The sequence below is a fragment of the Halorubrum orientale genome (genome assembly GCF_059623105.1).
The window spans coordinates 350,999-374,157 of the sequence record NZ_JBSPSR010000001.1; the positions used below are offsets into that span (position 1 = coordinate 350,999).

General features: G+C 61.6%; 22 protein-coding genes and 1 tRNA gene. 8 read left to right on the plus strand and 15 right to left on the minus strand.

The window, feature by feature from the left end:
- The 4 genes from ACWUI7_RS01855 to ACWUI7_RS01870 all read right to left on the minus strand — a co-directional run bounded on the left by ACWUI7_RS01855 (position 1) and on the right by ACWUI7_RS01870 (position 3,128).
- On the minus strand, positions 1-1,242 hold the full coding sequence (locus tag ACWUI7_RS01855) for a site-specific integrase (protein ID WP_496640464.1): 1,242 nt from the start codon (positions 1,240-1,242) through the stop codon (positions 1-3).
- Positions 1,243-1,283: 41 nt separating this feature from the next.
- A tRNA-Gln gene (locus tag ACWUI7_RS01860) sits at positions 1,284-1,356 on the minus strand.
- Positions 1,357-1,403: 47 nt separating this feature from the next.
- Entirely contained in the window at positions 1,404-1,994 is a 591-nt protein-coding gene (locus tag ACWUI7_RS01865) for a winged helix-turn-helix transcriptional regulator (protein WP_496640465.1), read from the minus strand.
- A 42-nt stretch (positions 1,995-2,036) separates the two neighbouring features.
- A complete protein-coding gene (locus ACWUI7_RS01870; RefSeq protein WP_496640466.1) occupies positions 2,037-3,128 on the minus strand; it encodes an Rpo12/RPC10 RNA polymerase subunit family protein in 1,092 nt (363 codons plus the stop codon).
- A 448-nt stretch (positions 3,129-3,576) separates the two neighbouring features.
- On the opposite strand from ACWUI7_RS01870, the gene ACWUI7_RS01875 reads away from it, so the two are divergent.
- Positions 3,577-4,854 (plus strand): DUF7504 family protein, encoded by a 1,278-nt coding sequence (locus ACWUI7_RS01875; RefSeq protein ID WP_496640467.1) that lies wholly within the window; start codon positions 3,577-3,579, stop codon positions 4,852-4,854.
- A 70-nt stretch (positions 4,855-4,924) separates the two neighbouring features.
- Positions 4,925-6,043, plus strand: a complete 1,119-nt coding sequence (locus ACWUI7_RS01880; protein WP_496640468.1) for a DUF5305 domain-containing protein — start codon at positions 4,925-4,927, stop codon at positions 6,041-6,043.
- A 183-nt stretch (positions 6,044-6,226) separates the two neighbouring features.
- Here the strand turns inward: ACWUI7_RS01880 and ACWUI7_RS01885 are convergent, their stop codons facing one another.
- From ACWUI7_RS01885 to ACWUI7_RS01900, 4 genes are all read right to left on the minus strand, one after another.
- Positions 6,227-7,189 carry a hypothetical protein gene (locus ACWUI7_RS01885; protein ID WP_496640469.1) on the minus strand — a complete coding sequence of 321 codons (963 nt, stop codon included), beginning with the start codon at positions 7,187-7,189 and terminating at the stop codon, positions 6,227-6,229.
- A gap of 166 nt (positions 7,190-7,355) precedes the next feature.
- The gene (locus ACWUI7_RS01890) at positions 7,356-7,901 is read right to left on the minus strand and encodes a DUF7344 domain-containing protein (RefSeq protein WP_496640470.1); all 546 of its coding nucleotides are present in this window, start codon (positions 7,899-7,901) and stop codon (positions 7,356-7,358) included.
- A gap of 192 nt (positions 7,902-8,093) precedes the next feature.
- Positions 8,094-8,909 carry a hypothetical protein gene (locus tag ACWUI7_RS01895; RefSeq protein ID WP_496640471.1) on the minus strand — a complete coding sequence of 272 codons (816 nt, stop codon included), beginning with the start codon at positions 8,907-8,909 and terminating at the stop codon, positions 8,094-8,096.
- 157 nt (positions 8,910-9,066) lie between these two features.
- Complete coding sequence (locus ACWUI7_RS01900; RefSeq protein WP_496640472.1) at positions 9,067-9,654, minus strand: hypothetical protein; 588 nt, start codon at positions 9,652-9,654, stop codon at positions 9,067-9,069.
- Positions 9,655-9,869: 215 nt separating this feature from the next.
- On the opposite strand from ACWUI7_RS01900, the gene ACWUI7_RS01905 reads away from it, so the two are divergent.
- The 3 genes from ACWUI7_RS01905 to ACWUI7_RS01915 all read left to right on the plus strand — a co-directional run bounded on the left by ACWUI7_RS01905 (position 9,870) and on the right by ACWUI7_RS01915 (position 12,368).
- Positions 9,870-10,451 (plus strand): hypothetical protein, encoded by a 582-nt coding sequence (locus ACWUI7_RS01905; RefSeq protein WP_496640473.1) that lies wholly within the window; start codon positions 9,870-9,872, stop codon positions 10,449-10,451.
- A gap of 283 nt (positions 10,452-10,734) precedes the next feature.
- Entirely contained in the window at positions 10,735-11,364 is a 630-nt protein-coding gene (locus tag ACWUI7_RS01910) for a hypothetical protein (RefSeq protein WP_496640474.1), read from the plus strand.
- Positions 11,365-11,786: 422 nt separating this feature from the next.
- Positions 11,787-12,368 carry a hypothetical protein gene (locus tag ACWUI7_RS01915; RefSeq protein ID WP_496640475.1) on the plus strand — a complete coding sequence of 194 codons (582 nt, stop codon included), beginning with the start codon at positions 11,787-11,789 and terminating at the stop codon, positions 12,366-12,368.
- Positions 12,369-12,951: 583 nt separating this feature from the next.
- Here the strand turns inward: ACWUI7_RS01915 and ACWUI7_RS01920 are convergent.
- Together ACWUI7_RS01920 and ACWUI7_RS01925 are read right to left on the minus strand one after the other, a co-directional pair.
- Positions 12,952-13,143 carry a hypothetical protein gene (locus tag ACWUI7_RS01920; protein ID WP_496640476.1) on the minus strand — a complete coding sequence of 64 codons (192 nt, stop codon included), beginning with the start codon at positions 13,141-13,143 and terminating at the stop codon, positions 12,952-12,954.
- A 59-nt stretch (positions 13,144-13,202) separates the two neighbouring features.
- Positions 13,203-15,857: a PAS domain-containing sensor histidine kinase gene (locus ACWUI7_RS01925; RefSeq protein WP_496640477.1), complete on the minus strand. Its 2,655-nt coding sequence runs from the start codon at positions 15,855-15,857 to the stop codon at positions 13,203-13,205.
- A 704-nt stretch (positions 15,858-16,561) separates the two neighbouring features.
- Here ACWUI7_RS01925 and ACWUI7_RS01930 point away from each other — a divergent pair.
- Positions 16,562-17,509: a DUF5658 family protein gene (locus ACWUI7_RS01930; RefSeq protein WP_496640478.1), complete on the plus strand. Its 948-nt coding sequence runs from the start codon at positions 16,562-16,564 to the stop codon at positions 17,507-17,509.
- Between the two features lie 21 nt (positions 17,510-17,530).
- Here the strand turns inward: ACWUI7_RS01930 and ACWUI7_RS01935 are convergent, their stop codons facing one another.
- Positions 17,531-18,712, minus strand: a complete 1,182-nt coding sequence (locus ACWUI7_RS01935; protein ID WP_496640479.1) for a S24/S26 family peptidase — start codon at positions 18,710-18,712, stop codon at positions 17,531-17,533.
- Positions 18,713-18,998: 286 nt separating this feature from the next.
- On the opposite strand from ACWUI7_RS01935, the gene ACWUI7_RS01940 reads away from it, so the two are divergent.
- Positions 18,999-19,493, plus strand: coding sequence for a hypothetical protein (locus ACWUI7_RS01940; RefSeq protein WP_496640480.1), 495 nt, complete (start codon positions 18,999-19,001; stop codon positions 19,491-19,493).
- A 49-nt stretch (positions 19,494-19,542) separates the two neighbouring features.
- Here ACWUI7_RS01940 and ACWUI7_RS01945 read toward each other — a convergent pair whose 3' ends face one another.
- Together ACWUI7_RS01945 and ACWUI7_RS01950 are read right to left on the minus strand one after the other, a co-directional pair.
- On the minus strand, positions 19,543-20,250 hold the full coding sequence (locus ACWUI7_RS01945) for an alpha/beta hydrolase (RefSeq protein WP_496640481.1): 708 nt from the start codon (positions 20,248-20,250) through the stop codon (positions 19,543-19,545).
- Between the two features lie 22 nt (positions 20,251-20,272).
- The gene (locus ACWUI7_RS01950; RefSeq protein ID WP_496640482.1) at positions 20,273-20,671 is read right to left on the minus strand and encodes a DUF5778 family protein; all 399 of its coding nucleotides are present in this window, start codon (positions 20,669-20,671) and stop codon (positions 20,273-20,275) included.
- Positions 20,672-20,903: 232 nt separating this feature from the next.
- On the opposite strand from ACWUI7_RS01950, the gene ACWUI7_RS01955 reads away from it, so the two are divergent.
- A complete protein-coding gene (locus ACWUI7_RS01955) occupies positions 20,904-21,617 on the plus strand; it encodes a fumarylacetoacetate hydrolase family protein (RefSeq protein WP_496640483.1) in 714 nt (237 codons plus the stop codon).
- Between the two features lie 20 nt (positions 21,618-21,637).
- Here ACWUI7_RS01955 and ACWUI7_RS01960 read toward each other — a convergent pair whose 3' ends face one another.
- Together ACWUI7_RS01960 and ACWUI7_RS01965 are read right to left on the minus strand one after the other, a co-directional pair.
- Positions 21,638-22,594, minus strand: a complete 957-nt coding sequence (locus ACWUI7_RS01960) for an HhH-GPD family protein (protein WP_496640484.1) — start codon at positions 22,592-22,594, stop codon at positions 21,638-21,640.
- Between the two features lie 103 nt (positions 22,595-22,697).
- Entirely contained in the window at positions 22,698-22,973 is a 276-nt protein-coding gene (locus ACWUI7_RS01965; protein ID WP_496640485.1) for a PadR family transcriptional regulator, read from the minus strand.
- Positions 22,974-23,159 lie beyond the last annotated feature (186 nt).

A 23,159-nucleotide genomic window follows, 5' to 3' on the forward strand; every position in this document is an offset into this window, starting at 1 on the left:
TCAGTTGAGGCGTCGCAACACGGCGTCGGCGACCTCGCGGACAAGCTCGGGATCGGACTCAACGCCAGCAAGTGCATCACTGGCGATCGTGCGCTTGTCCTGGTCATCAAGTTCGACCAGGTCGTCGGTGAGACTGTCCGTCACAGTCGTCTTCTGATGGGCGGCGATGTCCGAGAGCGCCGCACCACACCCCGAACAAAAGTCATCGCCGGGCGCAAGCGTTGTCTGACAGCGCGGACACGCCTCAAGCACGGCCGTCGTCTCATCGTCATCAGTGTCGATGCCGTAGTGGCTGAGGATCTGGTCGTTCAACTCTTCGTCACGAACGCCCGAATAGGTGCGAATCATATCCGAGTCGACATCCCAGCAGGCGCGGTGTTTGATCGCCTGCTCGGAGAGCCCCTCACGAATCCAGCGCGAAATCGCGGTCTTCCGGAAGTTGTGGGTGTTGACTCGGTCGCGGTCGACACCAGCGTCATCGGCGATGAACTTGATACGGCGTGCGGCATATTGATATGTCAGTGCCCCGTCGTCGTCGTCAGCAACGTGTTCGACTTTGTGGATGAGTGCGGCATCAGACTCGTTACGTCGGGGGTGGGTGTTGAGCCAACTCCCGACGTAGCCCTCGCTCCATGTGAGCGGGACCGTCCCAGCCGCGCCTTTCACGTTGCCCTCAGTGTTGATCGAGACGGTCGCGATATCGTCCGAGAGGTCGAGATCTCGCAGGCGAAGTGCACACACCGCGCCGATACGCAGGCCGGTGTCAGCGAGCAGCGCCACCAGTGCCTTATCACGGGGGTTCGTGGTCGCATCGAGCAGGTCTCGAAGCTCCGATTCGGTCAGCAGGTCGTTCGGGTCGACCGAGCGGTCCGGAGCGGCACCGACCGTGATGTCGGTCGCCCACGGCTCGTCGCGAGCCTTGAAGAACTTCCGCAGCGCTTTGCGGTAGTTGCGGAGTGTCCCCGCGCCGAGCTCGTAGTCGTGTTTGAGACTGAAGATGAACGTGTCGACGTCGTCTTTGTCCATCTCGACGAGCGAGACCGCGGCGCGCTCGGAGGTGAGCCGGAGTCGGTTGAGATACGAGACGATCGTCCCCTGGTTGATGCTGCCAGTGCCGTCCCATTCGGTGATGAGTTTCAGGATTGCCTTGCGGTCGCGCTCGTCGATGTCCGCGGTGCGGAGTTTCTCGAGTTGGTTCTCGAATTTGACTCCGTACTGTTGGATGTCGTCGGTGTCGACCATGACTCAGGTGTCGAAACCAAGGACTATGAAAGCATTAGCAGTAGTCCCGGGCGGATTCGAACCGCCGTCAATGGCTCCAAAGGCCATTATGATTGGCCACTACACCACGGGACTACACTAACCAGTATCCGACCCGGCCTCAAGTAGGTTACCTTCCTGACTCACGCACCCTCCTCGAGCCGTTCGTACCGCTCCTCGAAGTTCCGCCGACAGGACGCACAACAGAAATGATACAACGTCCCGTCAACCCGCGCCGACTCGCCCTCTGCTGTGACCGTATTGTCGCACTCGACGCAGTCGACGGCGAGGTCGGTCTCACCGACACCCGGCGACCACTCGTGTCGGTCGACGAGTCGGACAGACACGCTCTCAACGTGCTCAAGCCCGGCGGTCCGATCGACGAATCCCCGGACGTCGCGGTCGGGCACCCGCACCAGCGCGAGCACGTCCGCGTCGGCCGTCACGACCGCATGCTCGACCCGATCCCGACCCGCGAGCGAGTCGTAAACGGCATCAGCGTCGCCTGGGGCGACGGTGAGCGAGAGGAGCGCTTGGATGCCACCGGCGAGCGCGTCGGTGTCGACCCGAACGGTGAACCCCTCGATGACACCCGTCTCCTTGAGCCGGTCGACCCGGTCGGAGACAGCGGGCGCAGACAGGTCGACGCGTTCAGCGATGTCGCTGTAGGGCCGCCTGGCGTCCTCGAGCAGTAGCCGAAGGATCTCCCGATCCGTCTCATCGAGGGTGCGCATACGATGTAGTATCGGTCACGAAATAAAAAGCGCCCTGCCCGGTCACTCGGCGTCAAACCGGGCCGGCGCAGTCGTGAGTGTGGGGGAGGCGAACGGGTTCCAGATCGGGGTGTCGGTGTCGATTCCGTGGAATGTGGCCCCACAGTCGGGACACGCCGGCTCGTCGAGCATCGAGAGGTCGACCGTGGTTCCACAGCGCGCACACGCAGCGGCGTCGACCCCGGTGTCGAGCGCCTCACGGCGGAGGTCAGCGATCGCCTCGCGGTCAGCTACCGCCTCAAGCGCCGGTTGGAGGTCCGTTTCCGTCTCGCCAAGCTGATCTTCTAGAGCTACCAAGCGCTCGTCGAAGTCGTCCATCCGGGCCGCGTGGGTGTCACTGCGGCCAATGAGGTCACGAAAGAGCGACTCGATGCCATCGAACTCCTCGTCGATCCACGCGTCGAGCTCCTGCTGGTCCGTTTGGATGTCGTCGATAGCTCGTTCGAGACCGGCCACTCGCTTCGTCACCGTCTCAAGCTCACGTTCAACCTCGTCGACATGATCTCGAAGCTCGGCGTCATCGTCAGTGTCGATCGATTCGACTCGGCCGTGGAGCCGCGTCAACTCGTCGGTGATTCGGTCGGTAAACTCCTCCCGACGCGACCGTTGGGTCTCTACTTCGAGCGAGAGCTCACTCACCTCGCGCCGCAGCTCGGTCACCGCCTGACTCACATCGAACTGCGCCTGTATCGACGACCTGAGCGCGTTGAGCTCGTGTGATATCGCGTCGTCTGCCGCCGAGCGATCGCCCTCGTCGACGCCCGACGACTCGGGCCCAGCCCCGCCGCGCTCTCCACCAGCACGGGCGTCGCTGCCTGCAACGACATCGTCGTCTCCAGTGACGTCGTCTCCAATTTCATCGTCGCCGGACCTACCGGTGTCGGCGTCCTCCTCTCTTCGCGAACCCGCCGTCGAGGGGCCGTCTACGTCTCCCCCCACGTCGTTCATTTCGTCGAGTATCCAGTACGCCGAGACGAGTTGGTTGATCAACTCGCGCTCGTCGACACCGCGCGACTCGGCTGTGTGTGTCACCCACTCCTGGAAGGCGTCGGCATCGACCGGGGGGCCACCGGCTCGGTCCCAGGAGTCAGACATTCTCTACTATCCTACGCGAAGCGAAAAGTTAAGTATTCCCTTCTGTGTGCTGCCGCCGTGGGCAGCACACGGCAGCTACGATCAGAACCCGACATTCCTGTACACCGTTGGCCACAGCGATTCTCGCCTCCCACAACGCACGGAGCGCCGACGCCCAACGCCTCGACGCACGGGGTCGAAGCCACGGTACTGTCAGACGACATATCATACGTGTGGTCGACTCCGTCTGCCGGGGTCCGGCTCGTCGGGCCTTCTCGCCCGTATCCGGTATGGTTATTAAACCGGATTGACTACTCATAGATAGAACAGCCATGGGTCGCCTTCAGCCTGCGCCACGCTCACTCGAATCACCGGCCAGGCGTGCGTGGTGGCGTGATCGTAGTCCGACGGTTCGCGTCAACCGACCGCGGCGACCAGCGTCTCACACCGACTACTTGGATTCGGACGTATGAGCGGTGGTGACGCAGACGACGACTCGCCGGATCACGACCGCCGGTTCGACGAGCTGTCTGTCACGACCGAGGCCAGCGACCCGGACGAAGACATCGGCGCGTGGGAGTGGAGCGACCCAGAATCCACTCCGGCGGCCGCGTCCGGGTCCAGCAGTCCACCGGAGACCGACCACGCCGAAACACGTCCCCCCGACTCCAACGGCGCGGAACGCGAGCACGACGACGCCGACACGACGCGTGCGACCACGGCCGCGCCGAGTGCGGACACGAGTTCTGCTGACACTCCCGAGGGCGACGCCAGCGACACTCAGCCCCACGACCGGTCGGCCGGTGAGTCGGCGTCGACGCCCGACTCCCGCCCCCGACGAACTGGTAGCCGCATCTGGAACCGGTCGCCGCCGAACCAGGAGGACGCCGAGCCGACCGAGGCCTCCTCAGCAGCGGCTCCCACGAAACCCGACGCGGGAGCGTCGACCTCGGAGCCGAACGAGTCCGCCTCGACGCCGACCGAAGGCCCGACACCGAACCACGGCGACTCGACACCGCACACCGACGCACCAGACGCGAGCGACGCTGCTCCGGACGCAAGCCCTGACGCCCCAGACGAGAGCCACGCCACCTCAGACGAGGCGGCACCCGCCGACACCGATGTCGGCTCGGCGTTCTCCTCCGAGGGCGCCGGCGACGACGCGGACGCCGAGTCGCCGATTGCAGGTCTCGACCCGACCCCAGGAACCAGCATCCTCCTCCAGTGTGGCTCCCAGGACGCCCGCGAGGACGCCGCGTGTCACGATCTGCTTGGGCTCGAACGAGCCGGTGAGGACCGGAACGTTCTACTGATACAGTACCGCCGGCTCGCTCCCAATCGACTCGAACACATCGCTGAACACGCCGCGCGAACGACCGTGGTCGCCGTCGGGTACTCACAGCCGGTCCCGGAGTCGGTCACCGACAGCGTCGAGACGATCGAGATCAACAACCCGAGCGACATCACGCGGCTCGGCATCCTCGTCTCGGGGACGCTTGACGACTGGGCCGACCACGACGCGACGACCATGGTGTGTTACGACTCGGTGAACGTCCTCTTGGAGTACAAAGACGCCCAGAGCACGTTCCGGTTCCTCCACGTCTTCTTGGGCACACTCGAGAGCGCGGATGCAATTGCTCACTTCCACGCGGACCCGATCGCGGGTTCACCACAGAATATCAACACCCTGAAGCCGTTATTCGACGAGGTAGTATCTATCGATTCGATGGGGGTCGATCTCGAGTGAGTACTCGAGCGTCGCCGACGACGGCACGCGACACGCCGCGTTCCTCGTCGGCCATGTGTTCTACCGAGCCATGAGCACCGTCGACCGCTCGGTGCGGATCCGCGCGCTGCTCGACCAGTGGTTTCCGATCGTCGTGCTCCTCCTCGTCGTGCTCGCGGCCACCGGCGGTTGGTGGGCGTACCAGGTGCACGCGGCGCCGGACGTCGAACGCGAGGAGGTCACTGTCAGCCAGTGGTCGACGACGACGGGGTACGACCACAGCGCGGTGATCGCAAACGACTCGCTCGTCTTCGAGGAGGGCGAGCGTGTCCGAGACCGGCCGGTGTACTACGTGAACCTCGTCGAGGAACTCGACGTCGCCTACGCGTTCAGCCACACCGCCCCGTCGGGCGGCGTTGACGTCCGAACCGACGTCCGACTAGAGTACCGTGGGACGGAAGGCGAGACCGTCCTCTGGCAGTACGCGGAGCCGCTTGCGACCGCCGACGAGACGAACGTGACCGGTGGTGAGACACACACCGTCGATGCGACTATCGACATTGAGTCGGTGTTCGCAACCATCCAGCGGATCCAACAGGAGCTCGGGAGCGCAGGAAGCATCCAGATACGTGTCGTCTCGAGTTCGACCGTCGACGGCACCCTCGGCGGGCAACCCGTGAACGCGACCTACGAGAGCGTCATGCCCATTACGGTCACCCAGCAGACGCTTCGGGTGCTCGAGTTACAGACCGTCGACGAGACGACACAGCGGACAGACACAGTCGAGCGGACCGTCGAGCCGGACCTCGCCGCGTCGGCTGGGTCGATCGCGACCGTCGTGTTCTCAATCCTCGGCCTGCTCGGGGCCGCCGTGGCGCGTCGACAGGGACGCATTCGGTTGACGCCCGACGAGCGCGAGCTGTTGGAGTTACACCAGCAGGAACAGGAGTTCGCGGAGTGGATCACCCGCGGGACGTTCCCCTCCGAGCGGGACTACGAGGCGACCATCCTGGTCGACGACCTCGAGGGGCTCGTCGACGTCGCCATCGACAGCAACCGACGGGTGATCCAAGACGAGGAACTCGGTGTGAGCACCGTCCTCGACGGCGAGTACATCTACGTGTACGTCCGGCCGGACTCACCCGCCGGCGACTGGCTCGTCAACTACGCCGACATGACGATGGACGAGTTCGACCGCTTCGAGATGTGAGCGTGCTCGCGTGTGTGGCTCGGGCTGCCCGCTGTCGCTCTCGTCGCGGGCACATCCGTAGCGACTAGTGGTGAATCGTACCGTAGAACGGGTTCGTGACGCGTGTGCCGGCTCAATAGCCGGAATCAGTTAGTCGCGGTCTCCGCCTGGTGGTGTTCCGTCAGAGGGGCCTCCTCTCTCGTTTTAGTCGTCGTCGCTGTCGTCATCATCGTCGTCGCTGTCGTCACCGTCGTCGTTGCTGTCGTCATCATCGTCGTCGCTGTCGTCGCTGTCGTCATCATCGTCGTCGCTGTCGTCGCTGTCGTTGCTACAGTCGTCACTACTGTCTCCGTTTCCTTTCCCAATTTCTGCGTCGTCTTTTCCAGACACCTCGACGGTGTTTATATCATTATCATCTAGCAATAAATTACTCTTACCGCTTATGTCGATTGTAAGTTTCCCCTTGATTGTCGTGTTTTCTATAGTAACATTAGCAGGCTTCTTACCTTTACCCCTAATATCAATTGTCACATCCTCTTCGATAGTACTACTTATAATATGTATCTCGCTTTTTCCACCGCCCTTTGAGACAACGCTAATACCGCCATTAACGGTAACATCTATCAGATCAACCGTAACGTCGGTATTGCCACTTTCATCAATACCAATACAGGGTATCTCATTACAATGCTCGGTAATTTTAGGCCCGCTGAGACAGGTGGCTGGCTGACAGGTAACTGTAGTTTTCCGAGAGAGTTGGACAGACTCGTTGTCAGTAGAGGCTGTTAGATTTATTTTTACATCTCCTGTCACTGCTGTATCACACGATAGTTTGTCTGTCACGTTAACATTTCCACCCGGTGAAATTGCGACATTTGGAGGAGAGTTCCCATCTAATTCAAGCGGTCCAGACGAAACAACTTCTATGTCATATGTTACTTCTAAGACATCACTAAAACGATTAGTCAGTTTAAATATCTCAACCTCGTCGCCGTCGCTCCCTGTTGGATCAAGCGGCCGTATCCCCAACAACGCGTTCTGGTCCGACGCGGTCTGTACGTCGAACCCTCGATCGCCCGTCACCGACGAGAACGCGCCGGTCTGTTGGGCTCCGGCGAGTCCAGCGCCACCGGCGAGGACGAGCCCCAGAACGGCCCGGCGGCTCACGCCGCTGTTTCCGGACCGGTCTCGGCTTCGCGATCGTTTTCGTCCCATGTGGATGCTATCGTGGTGATCGAGGACTGTACTCGTCGCTTCCTATCGTATGTTCGGTCCTCGGCGCTTTAGTATTGGCGAGCCTGACGACGGTATCGCCGCGCTTGTGGGTCGTCGCTCACGGCGGTTCGTCCATCTCGCCGAGGCGGTACCGCCGGCTCTGGACCACCTGGACCACAGCCGAGATCGAGAACGCCGCGAGGATCAGCGCGGCCCACCCGAGATCCGGAATGAACTCGGTCGGGACGACGTCGACCCAGACGCCGGCGAGGACGACCGCCGAGAGGCCGGAGAGGCCGAGGTAGTAGACGCCCCAGGGGATCGAGCCCTCGGGGACGACGTCTAAGTAGACGTCGAGTTGGGTGGCCTCGTCGGTGAGTTCGATCTCGTCGCCGTCGTAGTCGATCATCCCCGCGTCGGCGAGTCGCTTGAGGTGGGTCTGTTGGAGGGAGGTGTAGACGCGCTTGCGCTCGGCGGAGGTGAGTTCGGCGACGGTCTTGTCCTGTTCGCGGGCGGCGACCTTCTCGGCGAGATCAGAGAGGGTGAGCGGGCCGTCCGCGCGCTTGCAGAAGTGGATGACGTACCGTCTGCGGTGGTTGCTCAGGAGGTCGTAGAGCTCGTCCTTCTCGGGGGGCGTGTACTTGCGTTGGTCGGTGAGTGACATCGTAGATGAGATACTACAGCGGTGACTCCTCGCTATAGAGACACTCTATGTCAGGTAGTCGTCGCTGCTGTACACGGGATTCCCTCATATATTAGATTTTATGTCACCTGCGCCTGGTATATAGTATTCGAAATTTTGGGTGGCGATCGAGTAGGTAGGTCGTCTACTGACTTGGTTAGTAGACTAGGTAGATTATTCCAGCGTCCCCACGGTGATCGCGTCGAGCAGGTCCACCGTATCACGCTGGACGCTGAAACCGTCGTCCTCATTGATGTCAGCCTGCTCAGTGATTTCTGTTTTATACTTTATGGTGTTGACGACGAGATCGACACTTACTGACTCTCCAGGTCCGAGCGTGACGCCGTCTGCTGGACGATCACGGGCATCTGAAATAGTTTCATTTACTCCTCCTGCATTGCTTGCACTATTCTGAGTTAATTCACCATCTCCATCACTATTTTCCGCAGGAGAAATCAGTCCGTCAGTATCACCATTGAAGAAGGTTGCCGTATCGCTCACTTCAAATCGGTACGAGTATCTGGAGACAGCCGGCGACAGTTCGCCGGTTCCAAGTACATCTTCGCCATACTGTCCTGCAGTTGTTCCAAATTCCTCATTATTCCGGTCGTAGGCGATACCCACATTGACCTCTGAATCCCTATTGTTTTCCAGGATAAATAAGTCGCTGAACCTAGCAGATTCGCCCAGTCCCGCAACGGCGAAAATATCGAGTTCCTCATTAGCTGCTCCGTTCGTCGCCGCCAGCGGGGGTGCGTTCCCGTCGCCGAACGCTCCTTCATTACTATCGTCGATATCTTCGCCGTCGAAGAAGTTCTCGAAGTCGTCGGTGTCGACGATGTTGTCTTGCTCGTCTGGGGCATCTGGGTTTCCTCGGAACACGAGGCCACGCTCTTCGACGAGCACGCGCAGGTCAGCCGCCGAGGTCGTCGACGTCGAGAACGCTGCGTTCGAGAACAGCGCGCCGCTGCCAGTCGCCAGTGCACCCATGCCGAGTAACGTCTTGCGCCGTGTTGACCTCATGATTATCGTACTACTCACATGTACGGGATTACATATAAATTGGCGCAGCTTTCCGCCCTGAAAGCACTCCTTGAAACCTGATATGTCCGTGTTCTCGCACCTGATCGACGACTCCGGCCGAGACTCAGTTCGCGTCGCGCTCGGCGGTAATTTCCAGGTCGACGTTCGGACTGGTGGGTAACGCCTGTATGTCGTCCGACGAGGATGGGAGCAGATCCACCGTAATCCCGAACGTCACCGAGTCGCCGGGCTCCAGTGACGCGCCCGGCTCGGCGAGCAGCACCGTCTGACCCTCGTCGGTCGTCGTTTCAAGGCCGGAGGCGATCACGTCGAGACTGTCGGCCGCCGCGAGGCTCGCCTCGCTCGGTGAGTCGCCTGTCGCGACGAACTCGAAAGCGAGCTGGTCGTACCCCACGTTGCCGTTGTTGGTTGCCGTGATCAGGTTGGCGAACGTCGACTTCGACCGCTGGTTCAGGTGCTCTAAGACGATCTCGGTGACCTCGCCGTCCTCGTCGGTGACGACGTGCTGGCCGTTCTGGTACTCGGAGTCGGGGCCTTCCGGACGCGCAGGCGTGAGCGTGAGTTCAGAACTGACGACGACGCGCAGGTCGGCTCCGGCCGCGGTGCTCGAAGAGAACGCCGCGGAGCTGATCGCGGCGCTCCCGAGCGCGAGCGAGAGCAAGCCGATCGTGGTCTGTCGTCGAGTTGGCATCGTGTGAGTCCGTCTACTGCTGGTACGCTTGTTTCCTAGCCTTGTTGAGGGTTTTGTATTGGCGAGCTTTCCCGCAACGTAGGTATGTAGTGCCCGTCGATTGTGATGACCTGACAGTGGCTGAGGTGTTCAAGCGGTGCCATACGAGCGGGTACGGCGGGCTTGAAGCGGCACAGGGGGTCGATACAAAGTCTGTGGGTGTTCGTACTGTATCCATGGTCAACAGACGAGGTGCACTCATCGGTCTGGGTGGATTGGTCGCGACTGGCGGTGCGGTTCTCGGTACGGGCGCGTTCACCACGGTGACTGCAGAGCGAACCGTCAACGTTCAGACGACGGGGGACGCCAGTGCGTTCCTCGCACTCGAGCCGGCAACCGACGACGACACCGACAACGGTGAGTACGCAGACGGCAGCAACGATCAGATTCAGATAACGCTCAACGCAGATGCCGACGCAGAAAGCGGAGCGCAGGGACTAAACAAAAACGCTGAAACGGTGATCCGCGACATCGTCAAGGTAACTAACAATGGGACACAGTCGCTCACCTCGCTCTCGCTGAGTATTGCGGACTCCAATGGTGACACCTTCACGAATGTGTTCTCGTTCACCACGTCGGTCGATCCGAGCGTCGACCTGGCAAACAGTGACGACGTGCTACAGGACGATGGGCTGGATGCCGGCAACTCGGTCCAGTTTGGCATGAGCGTCGATCTTCGGGAGACGAGTGACGGTGACTTGCCCGGCACGGGCGACTACACCCTCACGATCGAAGCGCAGACGGCGAACAGCAACTAACCTACGCCGACAACAGACGCTGGACAAACTCTCATTTGATTAATTAACAGTCGCGATCGATAGACGTAGTCGACAGTGATTGCTGGGTTGCTATCTGGCCTCACCTGTCTTGACAGACGTCTCAACCGTACAACACGCACGTAGCGTGTGTCGATTCAAGCTTCTCGATACCCTGCGAGTTGACCCGCAAGCAGGGCCATACGATACGTGACGTAACGAATCGGTGAGCTTTCTCTGTTTCAAGTACCGCTCTACAAAGTTGATACGTATCGTGAGAGTAGGTATGGTCAACAGACGAGGTACACTCATCGGTCTGGGCGGATTGGTCGCAGGCGGCGGCGCACTCATCGGTACGGGCGCATTCACCACCGTGACAGCTGAGCGTACGGTCAATGTCCAGACCGCAGGAGATGCAAACGCGTTTCTCGCACTCGGACCAGCCGACCGCGACGGTAACGGAAACAACGCGTACGTCGCCGACCCAGGAGACGGTACGGTCGAAATCGCGCTCAATGGAAGCAACACTGGTGCGAGCGGATTGAATCAGAACGCTCGGACGACGTTCCGCAACCTGATCACAGTCACGAACAACGGCACCCAAGCCGTCGAGTCGCTGACGCTCACGATGAGCGTGTCTACTGGCAACGGCAACGGCAACGCTGGAGTGGATGCAAACGACACGTTCGAGTTCACTGTCTCACCAGCAGGCGGAAACAGCAGCGAAGGTCCGGTGGCGAACGGAAACGACATCTTGACCGGAAACAATAATATTTCCGATACGCTCAACTCGGGGAGTTCGATCAACTTTGGACTGGTCGTAGACCTGCTCGCGGGCGGGAACAACGGCGGTAACCTCCCCGGCGGTCTCAACTACATCCTCACGATCGAAGCGCAGACAGCGAACAGCAACTAACGACACGCGATCTCATCGCACGACGAGCCGTCGTACTCAGTCTCGTATATCAGCTTTTCAAACACCGTGTAGCGCAGGCTAGCGACAGGACAGTCACGGATCTGGAGTGGCACCTGCAACGCTTCGTCCGAGTCTCGCGTCTATATACTGTGCCGTTAGAACGGCATCGAACCCATCTAAATACGCGTCACTGATACACTACCGCCCAACGCGTGCACCTCCCCACGCGGGTGTGCTTCCATGCACATACCTGACACGGCATCGTGAGGGTGACGCTGGGCGTGTTGGTGGATGTTGTAACACGTAGGCGACAAGTGTGAGGTGTCCTACCCGGTTCAAGAGCCCCGATACCGATCTGCTCGGGATGCTTTCTCTGGTTCAAGCAACTCGATACAAAGTGGCTACCGATACATGATGTAGGTATGCCCAACAGACGAAGCGTACTCATCGGCATGGGCGGATTGGTTGCAGCTGGTGGCGCGGCCCTCGGCACAGGCGCGTTTACCACCGTGACTGCGGAGCGGACGGTCAGCGTCGAGACTGCGGGCGACGGCAGCGCGTTCCTCGGACTCGCGCCTGCGCGGGACGACGAGGAGTTCGTCACGCAAGAGAACGGAACGATCGATATCAACCTCGACGGGACAGACGCCGACGCAGAGGGTCTCAACCAGAACGGGATAACGACCTTCCGCAACCTGGTGACGGTGAGCAACAACGGAACCGAGGAGGTCACCTCCCTGACGCTTGAGTTCACTGAGACGCCCGACGACGTCGCGGCGGGCGACACGTTCCGCTTCCAAGTGGATGAGGGCGAATCACAGGAAACCGTCCCGAACGGAAGTGACATCTTGACCGACAACGACATATCCGGCAGTCTCGGTTCCGGTGAGTCGGTCAACTTCGGAATCGAAGTCGACCTCATCGACGGCGGTGACGAAAACGACCTGCCGGATAGCGGGTCATACACGCTCACTATCACCGCGGAGACCACCGAGAATAACTGATCGGAGAGACGTCCGCCTCGCCCGGCATCCCGAAGCGGCCGTTCGAACAGATGGCCAACAGACGCACCACCGTGATCGCACTCGGCGGGCTGCTCGCCGGTGGCGGAACCCTCCTTGGGACCGGCGCGTTCAGCACCTCGATCTGATCGACCCAGACACGATTTTACCTGCACCCTCCCGGGCCGATTCGCTCGCATACGTCTATAGGACAGCTGTGACGATCACGACGCTGTGACACCCGGGCACGATTTTACCTACACCCTCTCGGGCCGATTCGCTCGCATACGTCTATGGAACGTCTGTGACGATCACGACGCTTTGACACCCGGACACAATTTTCAGCCACACCCTCCCCAGCCGATTCGCTCGGTCGCTTCGCTCCCTCGCTCATCCCTCGCACGCGCTCGTGAGCACGCCTTCGGCGACTCACGAGGCGCGCGCCACCGCCGAGGTGCGCGTGCACACTGATCCACCCAATCTCTACTGATCGGGAAGAGTGTGGCTCCTACCTCGCGTTCACTCGCATCTCGTCCCGCGTTTCCACTGGCTCCATTCTCTCACCGCTGTAGTCCGCATCAGGCCTTCAGTGACCCGCACACTCGACGCCGCTGTCTTCCCGGTTGACGTCGATGAGGCGCGGCCGACCGAGTACGCGGCCTGGCTCGACGACTGCACCGTCGCGGTCGACAGTGACGGTGAGACCTCCCTCGATCGTCTCGACGACGACCTTCGCCGACCTCGTGAACGTCCACAACAACGGTACCCCCGCTGTCACCGCCCTCCGCTTCGCGCTCGAGGCTCGCGTGCTCGATCTGCGTCGGTATACGGTTCGCCCTACACGAACTCGACTCCCGTGATATCGAACCGAGCGCCGCCCGCGTCGCTCTCGCTCACGTGCACCGTCCACCCGTGTGCCTCACAGATTCGCTCCACGATGGCCAGTCCGTACCCTCTTCCTTCGTCCCGCGTCGTGTATCCGGTCTCGAACAGGTGGTCTTTCACCTCAGCGGTCATCCCCGCGCCATCGTCTGCGACGTACAACCCCTCCGGGGTACACCCGACGCGTACGGTTACCGTCTCTCCGCCGTGAACCACGGCATTACGAAACAGGTTTTCGAAGACCCGTGGGACTCGATCGGCGTCCGCGTAGATCGCGGTCGTCTCTTCGACGACGAGCGTCGCCGCACCGACGTTGGCGTTCTGCCAGCACTCTCTGGCCATCGCTTCGAGTTCGACGGCGCTCGTGTCCCCAACGACCGTCCCCTGTCGAGCGAGCGACAGCGAGTCGTCGATGAGGTCGTCCATTCGGTCGAGTGCGCGGACGACCGTCTCGAGATGGCTGCTCTCACACTCATCCGCTGCGAGTTCGGCACGGCCCATCGCGACGTTGAGTGGGTTACGAAGATCGTGTGAGACGGTCGCGGTGAACTCTTCGAGCCGATCACGCTCGTCAGCCAGTGCCGTCTCTCGCTCTTGTAACACCTGTAGCTGAGCGATTCGAGCGAAGATGAGCGTCAACGTATCACACCACACCGAGAGGAGATCGATCTCTATCGCACTGAACGCATCCGGTTCGGTCGACCCGATGTTCACCAGCCCGTGTCTACCCAGCGGCACGATCACCTCGCTGTGAATCGGAGTGTCTGCAGCTGCTCTGTCGTCCCGCTCGTGCACGTTGCTGACGTACTCCAGCTCCTGGTTCTGATACGCCGTCCACAAGATCGACGACGTATCTGGGGTGTACGTCGGCGGATCCGACACGATATCAGATCCTTGTTCCGAGGTGGCGACCGGTTCGAGCGCACGCTGATCGTCCGTACTCAACCAGATATCCGCGACGTCGAACTCGAGAATCGATTCGAAGCTCTCGATGGCGTGAGCAGCTGCCGACGCCGCGTCGGTCGACTGGAGCAGGGTCTGTATCGTCTCCTGGAGTTGTTCGAAGAAGCTCGTGTACTGCGTCAGCTGTTGTTCTTGACGCTTTCGTGCGCTCACGTCCCGCATCGCGGCGAGAATGCCGTCGATTGCGTCGGTGTCGGCGACGTTCTGTAGACGGCTCTCGACCCACCGCCAGTCGTCGTCAGCATCTCGCACGCGAAACTCCACCGTCGACACCGTGCCGGGCTGTCGCATCACCGTGTTTAGCTGGGCAGCGACGCGTGATCGGTCGTCCGGATGCACGTGTTCGAGGGGATTGTTGTCGGTGAACTCTCGCTGTGCCCACCCACACTGCGGTGATGGCGGACTCTGGTACGTGACGGTCATCTCCTCGTTGATGACGAGCAGCTGTTCCGGAGCGTATCGAAGGAGGTGTTCAGAGCGGGTGAGCTGCTGTTGGTGCTCTTTGTCGGCCGTCACGTCGTGGATCGCACCTCGCATCGCGACGACTTCGTCCCCCTCGTAGACGGGTTCGCCACGGGCGGTGACCCATCGTTCGTCTCCCGTCTCCGTCTGCACTCTGAGCTCACACGTGAATGGCTCTCCGTTGTTCTGGCAGTTCCGTACGGCCGTTTCGATCACTGGTCGGTCTGCGGGGTGGTAATACTCGAGCGACTCCTGAATCGTCGGTGTGAAGCTGCTCTCGGCGGGCTTCTCCAGAATCTCGTACGTGCCTGTCGTCCACTGCATCTGCTCGGATGCGACGTCTACTTCCCACCCACCGACGTTCGCCAACCGTTCTGTGTGTCGTAGCAGTTCCTGGCTGCGGGTCAGTTCCTCTCTGCGCTCGGTGCGTGCGGTAATGTCTGTGTAGATGGCAAATCCTCCCGACCCATCCTCGTAGACAGCGTTTTGTAACAAGAACTCTCGCTGGCCGTCTTCGGTCTCTCTCGTAACCTCTGTGGCTTTGATCGACCCGCCGTCTCGAACGTGCTCGTTGATCGCCGTCGCCTCAGCCGTTCGATCCGGTGGTACGACGTAGCTATCGAGTGACCGCCCGACGAGGGCACCGGCATCGTACCCGAACGTCTCTTCGAACGCCTCGTTTACCCGCTGGATGATCGGCTCGTCGCCCTCGTACTCGACTTCGACGGTCGGCTGTGACAGCTGGGTGAACAACGTCTCAAAGCGTCTCTGCTCTCTTCGGGCGCGTTTTTCTGCGTGTCGTTGGTCGACCGCGTTGGTGATTCGGTTCGCGAGAAGTTTGTACTGCTCTGTGCCGGTGTTCTTCTGTAGATAATCGGTGACGCCAGCAGAGATCGCCTCGCTGGCGACCGCTTCGCTTCCTCGGCCGGTAAACAAAATAAACGGGAGCTCTGGGTCCTGTTCGCGTACCTGCCGGAGGAACGCGAGCCCGTCTTGCCCCGGCATCTCGTAATCGGAGACGATACACTGGTACTCCGTGTGTGAAAGCTGTGTCAGCGCATCGTCGACGCCAGGTGCCGTGTCGATGGTCAGTCGGTCTTCAGTCTGCGTGAGGTACGTCGCTGCTAGGTCTGCGAGGTCGGGGTCGTCGTCGACGAGGAGCACACGCACCGAGCTGGCGTTCATAGGAACCGTGTGATGGCTGGACTGAGAGATGTAAAAACGTGTTGTCAATAGCAGTGGGACACGTTCTCGATGTAAAACGCAGGCGTTCGGCGCTTATTTTCGTTATCATTGTAGTAACGAAACACCGGTGGTTCAAGCACCGCAAAAGGCACAGAACGAACTGTTTGAATACTGTACACTGCGTCGGTTGTGCACACGATTCCACAGCCACACGCTTTGTAGCGGATTGCTCTCGTACGGTACCATCGTTGATGTGACGACCACGATACACGACAGTTGGATACCACTTTGTTCTCCCACCCTGGACCGACTCAGTATGTGTGCGATAGTTGTGTGAACGAGATGACCGCGCGACCTCCGACACCACGCGGCCACACTCTTCTCAACCGATTTGCTCAGGTACGTCTATAGAATATCTGTGACGATCACAATTCTGTGACATCCGGACACGACTTTCAGCCACACCCTCCCCAGCCGATTCGCTCGGTCGCTTCGCTCCCTCGCTCATCCCTCGCACGCGCTCGTGAGCACGCCTTCGGCGACTCACGAGGCGTGCGCCACCGCTGAGCGTAGCGCGTGCCAGTTGATCCACCCAATCTCTGCTGATCGGCACGAACATGGCTCCCTCTCTCGTCTGATTGTGTCTCGCCCGGCGTTTCCACCGGCTTTATTCTCCCAACCACGTACTCCCGATCAGACCCTCGATGGCCCGCACACTCGACGCCACCGTCTTGTTGATCGAAGGCGACGACGAGCGGGCGACCGAGTACGCGACCTGGCTCGACGACTGCACCGTCGCGGTCGCCGGTGACGCCGAAAGCGCTCTCGACCGTCTCGACGACGACGTTGACATCGTGCTGCTCGATGGCTCGCTCGCGACGGCCGACCGCGCTGACCTGCTCGGCCGCCTCCGCGCCCGCCACGTCGACTGCCAGATCGGACTGCTCTCCGGAGAACACGTGAGTGCGGACGTCCTCCGACTCGACTTCGACGAGTACATCCCGCGACCCGTGACCCGCGATACGCTCCGTGAGACCGTCGAACGCCTCTCCGACCGCAACGCGGTCATGGACGTCGTCGAGACGTACCTCGGGCTCGTCGCCCGCAAACGCCGACTGGAGGCGCGTCGCCCCGCCGACGAACTAGCCGACGACGACCGGTACCGCGAGCTGGTCGGCGAACTCGCCGCACGACGACGCCAGGCCGACTCGTTGTTCGCACAACTCGCCGCGAGCGAGGCCGACACGGACGCACCCGATACCGCCCCGGAGTCGGTCGAGGGGGATTCCGTTCTGCCGGTACTCCGTGACTCGTCCGAGCCACGGTACCGGACCCACCGCATCGAGTTCGTCGGGCTGTGGCTCGCGGCGGCGCTCACCTACGGCGTGGGTGATCTTCTCTCGACCACGTACGCGGTGCTCGTCGTGCCCGGACTGATCGAGGGAAACCCGGTCGTGAACACGTTGTTGTCGACCGCTGGACTCCCCGGATTCGTCCTCTTGAAGCTGCTCGTGTTTCTCGTGTTGATCTCGGTGAGCGTCCAGGGCGGCCGCACCCACGAGCGCTTCTCGTACTACTGGCCCCCGGTGGCGATGACGCTCCTCGGCCTGTTGCTCACCGGGTGGAACCTCCGGTTGATCGTGAGCGTGTGACCGGCAACTCACTAGCCCGGCTCACAGCCACTTTCGAACCGCGCGACGGGCTCGGTCAACGAGTGAGACGTCACGGTCACGAGAGCGGAACCGGAACGGCTCAAGTCCGACGGCGAGCACGAACACGACCGTGACGAGGGTGCCAATCACGGCGTCGGTGGCGGCAATCGCAACGAACGGGTGCAGCGAGTGTAACGCCAGAAGCAGTGGCAGCGGGAGGATCCCGAGGTACTGCCGCTGTGAGACGGCGCGAATGTACGCACCTGTCGCCTCGGGTGCAGAGATGGTGACGGTCGTGCCGACGCTCTCGCCGCGTCCGGCGACGAGCACCGGTTCGGCGACGGCGACGCCGGTACTCTGTGGCTCCACGACGCCCACTCGCGGCAAGAACCCCTCGTTGGTGAAGTTGTAGTCGTAGGTGACGCTCCCGCCGCGTTCGATCACGGTCGGACTCTCGCTCGGCGACTGTGAGCTCACGATGGTGAGCTCCGTCGTCTCGGAGGGGATCACCATGCTTGCCGTCGCCGGCACGAGGATCAACAACAGGATCACACCGAGGACGAGCACGGCGCTCGTCTTGCCGCGGCGGTCGCGCGAACGTCCCTCGGAGCCGGTGCGCCGGCCTCCCGCGCGCACCTCCTGAACGACGCTGTACACGAGCAGGAGGATCCCCGCGCCCGTCATGATCGAGCCGGCGTCGCCGTCGGCGAGTCCGCCGAGTCCGGGCAGCGACCCGAGCACCGGAACGAGCGCCTCGAAGGCGCCCTGCATCGCGAACACCGCGAGTCCGATCCGGGGGATCACGAGCACGTCTCCGCCGGGCTGGAACGCGACCGCGACGATCTGCGCCTCCCGCACGGGTGGCTCTGGACCGTCTTGGTCGGTGAACGGGTTGGCGTCACCGCGCGTGATGTAGCCCTCGTCCGTCTCACCGACCACGCGGTGTGTGGTTAACCCTCCCCCCTGGAGTTCGCGTGCATTGAACGTCACCACGTCTCCCGACTCGACCTCGCCGGCGAGCCCGGGCGGAATCGCAACGAACCCATCGCCCGGCGCCATATTGGCCGGCTCGGCGTTCATACTCCCAGTGAGCACGAACCCGAGCAATATCGGCTGGCCGAGCTGCTGGCCGATGAGCATCGCAGCGACGAAGCCGATCACAAGAACGGTCGCAACGGTTCCGAGCGACGATCTGAGGTCCATAGGTGTGTCGAGGTGCTGTCGCGTCGGCGCGTTGGTGTACGCCACCGGCCACTATATGCAGTTCGGCTCTGAGCTCGAACTTCGAACCACGCCACACGTGCCGACCCGCCGACGCCACCGCCAATCGTTTTGTGTCTGCTCGTCCTGTCATACGTTGTGAGCGGACAGAGACACCAGGGTGAACCGACCGAGGGCGACCGCATCGAACGGCTCCGGTCGACCCTCTGTGGGGCCCGCTAATTGCATGGGCTGGCGCCGCGAAAGAAGTCGGGGGGGTCAGCGCTCGATGTGGATCGTCGTCCTCGTCGGGTTTGCTGCCGCGCTGTTCTCGCGCTCCCGACCGCTCGGCGTGTGGCGGCTGCGACTCGCTGCCGGACGCCTGCTCGCTAGGCTCCCGGAGCGTGCGCCGACACACGTCCGTGTGCTGCCGCCGCCGCAAGACGAGTACGTCGGGACGATCCGGGCGTCGCCCGCGACGGTACGCCGACGGCATCTCCCGCGCGCCGGCTTCGAGGAGCTCGTGCGGGCGTACTTCCACGCGTACGAGCGAGACGGCGAGACCGTCCACGAGGTCGGTAGCTTCGTCCGGCGCCCGGACGGCCTCCTCGGGGACGGACAGCTCCACGTTCGGCTCTTCCCCGCCCCGGATGGCACCACCGAGGTGTGGGCCCACTGGGAGCGCAACCCGTACGTGGCACCGCTCGCACACCTCCGCATGGACGGATACGACCCCGCCGAAGGAGAGCGTCGGATCCGCCGACTGCTCGATGCCCTCGACTGACCGCCTCGGTCGCCTGCGCCCGTCACCTCGCCGGTCTGCGTTCGTCTCCTCACCGCCACCGGCCGACCGCGTCGACGACGACGTCAGCCACCTCATCGAGACGACCGGTGAAGCCGTGGTCCGCGTCGACGTCGACGACCGCACCCCCGGCGGCTCGTGCCGCTTCGACGACGGGACTCGTCTCGACGGTCGAGTCGCGGGTACCGTACACGATGTCGACGGCGCAGTCCGAGCCAGCAAGCGCCGAGAGCGCCGCCACGACGCTCCAATCGGTGTTCTCGCGGTCGATCCCATGGCTGTTGGCTCCCAGTGTCGACGGGCTCTTACGCTCAAGAGTGCGCTCCTCATCGCCTGCGATCGGGAGTTGGGACGGTGGTGCGAGTGCGACCACTCCATCTACGGCCGGATCGTCGGCGACGCCACGGCCCGCCACACAGAGTGCGACCGCGGCGCCGAATGAGTACCCGACGAGTCCGACGCACTCGGCACGCTCGTTCGCCCACTCAACAGCCTGCTCGACGTCGACGCACTCTCCGCGGCCGGCGTCGTAGGCGCCGTAGTCGAGTCTGAGACAGTCGACGCCAACCTCGGTCAGCGTCTCGGCGATCGCTTGCAGGCGCCGATCGTGGCGCGACCCGCCCTGCAGCGGGTGTGGCGGGCAGGCGACGACGAGTGTCTCGGACGGATCCGTTCTGTTCGCGACGTCTCGCGTCGCACGAACGTCACGACCGCCGGGGATCACAACGGTGTCGCTCACGGCTGTAGAGACGGTGGGTGTCTCACGGAACCGGCGTCACTCGGTCAACGTCCTCAAGATTGGCGAGTGCGTCGGTCAGCACTTCTTGTTTGACGTCAGCTTCATAATAAAACACCACGTCGAAGGTGCCCTCGCGCAGGAGCTGTTGACACTCCCAGACGAACGACTCGTCGTCGAGTGTGAGCCCTTGGAACTGGTTTGAGGCGAAGTTGGTGTCGTCGTTCCCCGCCTCGATGTACGTCTCGCCCGCCTCGGCGTGTTCGGCGATCACGTCGTTCGCTGCGACGGTGAGTTCGTGCATCTCGAGGTCTTCACGCCCGCTCAACGTCGTGTGGACGATACAGCCGGCGAGGTCGATGTCGCCGGGCTCTAACAGCGCCTTTGTGCGCTCGTAGAGGTCCGAGTCGAGGGTCTCGCTCATACGAGATGCAACGGCTCTACCGCTAAACGGATGACGATTTACGTGCGGTCGGTTGGTCGGCCTTCTCCGGGAACCGTCCCCGATGCCGGACGATAGCGACGATAGACTGGTGAACGAACTCGTTCGTGCCGAGTTGACGATGGCCGTAGCTGGTACTCACCTGTTTTTCGTGAACAGGCGTCGTTCCGCTTCGATGGGAAGTCTTCTTAGGATCTGTTCAGTGGATGCGAGCATGCGACTTGCTCGTGCGCAGACGTCTCAAGGAATCGTCAGTGGCAGGTACGAAGACGGCGTCCTCACCACAGAGACGGGCGTCTACGACGTTGACGGTGATCTTCTCGCTCCTGTCTGTCCGACGACGATGTACTGTGTCGGTCGAAACTATGCCACGACGCTCGACCAAATGGAGTACGAGCGCCCAACTGAGCCCGACTTCTTTATCAAACCCCCTGTCTCGACGCATCCACCAGACACGCCGATTCCGTACCCATCGTTCACGGACGAGCTCACGTACGCTGGTGAACTCGCGGCAGTCGTCGGCGATCGGTGTGAGAACGTCGCCGTAGACGACGTCGACGAGGTGCTGAAAGGATACACGATCATGAACGACCTGGATGCGCTCGACCAGCCCGGCCGGACGGCACGAAAAGCATTCGACGGGTCGGGTCCGCTCGGCCCGTGGATTGAGACGGACGTGGACCCGGTGGGACTAGACATGCAGACGATCATCAACGGTGAGCAGCGGCAACACTCCAATACCGAGCTGATGTTATTTTCACCACGCGAAGTGATCTCGTTTCTCTCTGCCCGGTTCACTCTCCAGCCGGACGACGTCATCGCATTTGGAAGCCCGGCGAACCCGGGCCTGATCGAGCCTGGTGATGAGATCGAAATCACGTATGAGGACATCGGCACGCTCCGGAACACGGTTGCTGCGTCACAATAACGTCGTCCACCTGAATCGGACTACTGGAGACGAGCTGTTATCTGGCCGTCTCGGGTTTCGATCTGGACGAGTCCGTCTTCAGCGAGGTCTGAGAGGAGATCTCGAAGCCACTCGCGGCCGTACTCTCCGTCGGGCGTGTAGTCTACACGAATTCGATGGCCGAGCGCGTCCAGCTCCATCTCATCGTGGTCGCCGAGGAGCCGGACGATCCGCCCACGGAACTGCCGGCGACTCCCCTCGAAGCTCGGCTGTGTGGGTACGTCGGGTGCGGTAAAGTCGCCGGTCTGGTACGCCTGACACCACTCGCGCCACGGGCAGCCAGCCTCGTCACACCGTGGTTTTTTTCCGCAAGCCACCCCACCGAGTTCCATGATCGCGTTATTCCAGGTTCGGGAGTCGTCGTCCGGTATGAGTGCTCCGGCAGTCGGCTCATAGGCCCCGTCCGTGACGTCGAACGCGCGGTAGAGCACGCGCTTCACGTTAGTGTCGACGACGGCGTTGCCGTTGTTGAACGCGAACGAGGCCACCGCGTTGGCGGTGTACGGACCAACGCCCATGAGCGATTGGAGCTCGTCGGGCGTCTTTGGAAAGACACCGTCGTACGCTTCCACGATCTGTGTCGCTGCCTCGTGGAGGTATGTTGCCCGGTTGTTGTACCCGAGCGCGTGCGTCGACCAGAAGGCGACCACGTCGCTCCGCTCAGCGGCCGCTAAGTCGTCGACAGTCGGCCATCGGTCGAGAAACGACTCCCACGCTGAGACGACGCGGTCGATTTGGGTTTGTTGGCTCATCACCTCACTCACGAGGATTGCGTACGGGTCGTCCGTCTCACGCCAGGGAAACGACCGATGATCGCGTTCGTACCAGGAGATGAGCGCTTCGCGGACGGCTCCTAACTCCGCCGAGGACGCCGATGCGTCAGCGGTGACCACCGTGCCGGTGAGCCCATCAGAGACGCCCTCGTCTGCGTCGGTCATGACAGTAATCCGAGCGAGTGCGGCTTATCAGTGATGATCTGGTGAATTCAGTGAACTACCCCAGTCGCTCACCGCCTCAGTTCAGCTACCCCGGTGGCCCGGTTCAGCGGTCGACGTACTGCGTCTCCCAGTTAGTCCGGGCGTCTATTTCACGGCGACCTCGGCGAGTGAGCGTGTAGTAGTTCGTTCGCCGGTCCAGCTGTCCCTTCTCAACGAGTCCCTTCTCAACGAGTGTGTCGAGGTTCGGATAGAGCCGACCGTGGTGGATCTCCGTCTCGTAGTACTCTTCGAGCTCGTCTTTGACCGCCAAGCCGTGCGGTTCATCAAGTCCGCCGATCACGTAGAGGAGATCCCGCTGGAATCCAGTCAAATCGTACATGAGTGTATTTAGACATATCTGATAGAGACACATAAATATATCGGTATATGTGTTATGAAATGCCGGTAGTCAGCGTGTTACGTGCGGCTGGTGGCTATCTTGATGCTGTCAGTGCCGAAGGCGGTGTGAGATGATTCCTTCGATAGCCTGAGATATCGCTTCAGGTTGTCGGTATAGAGTCGAGAA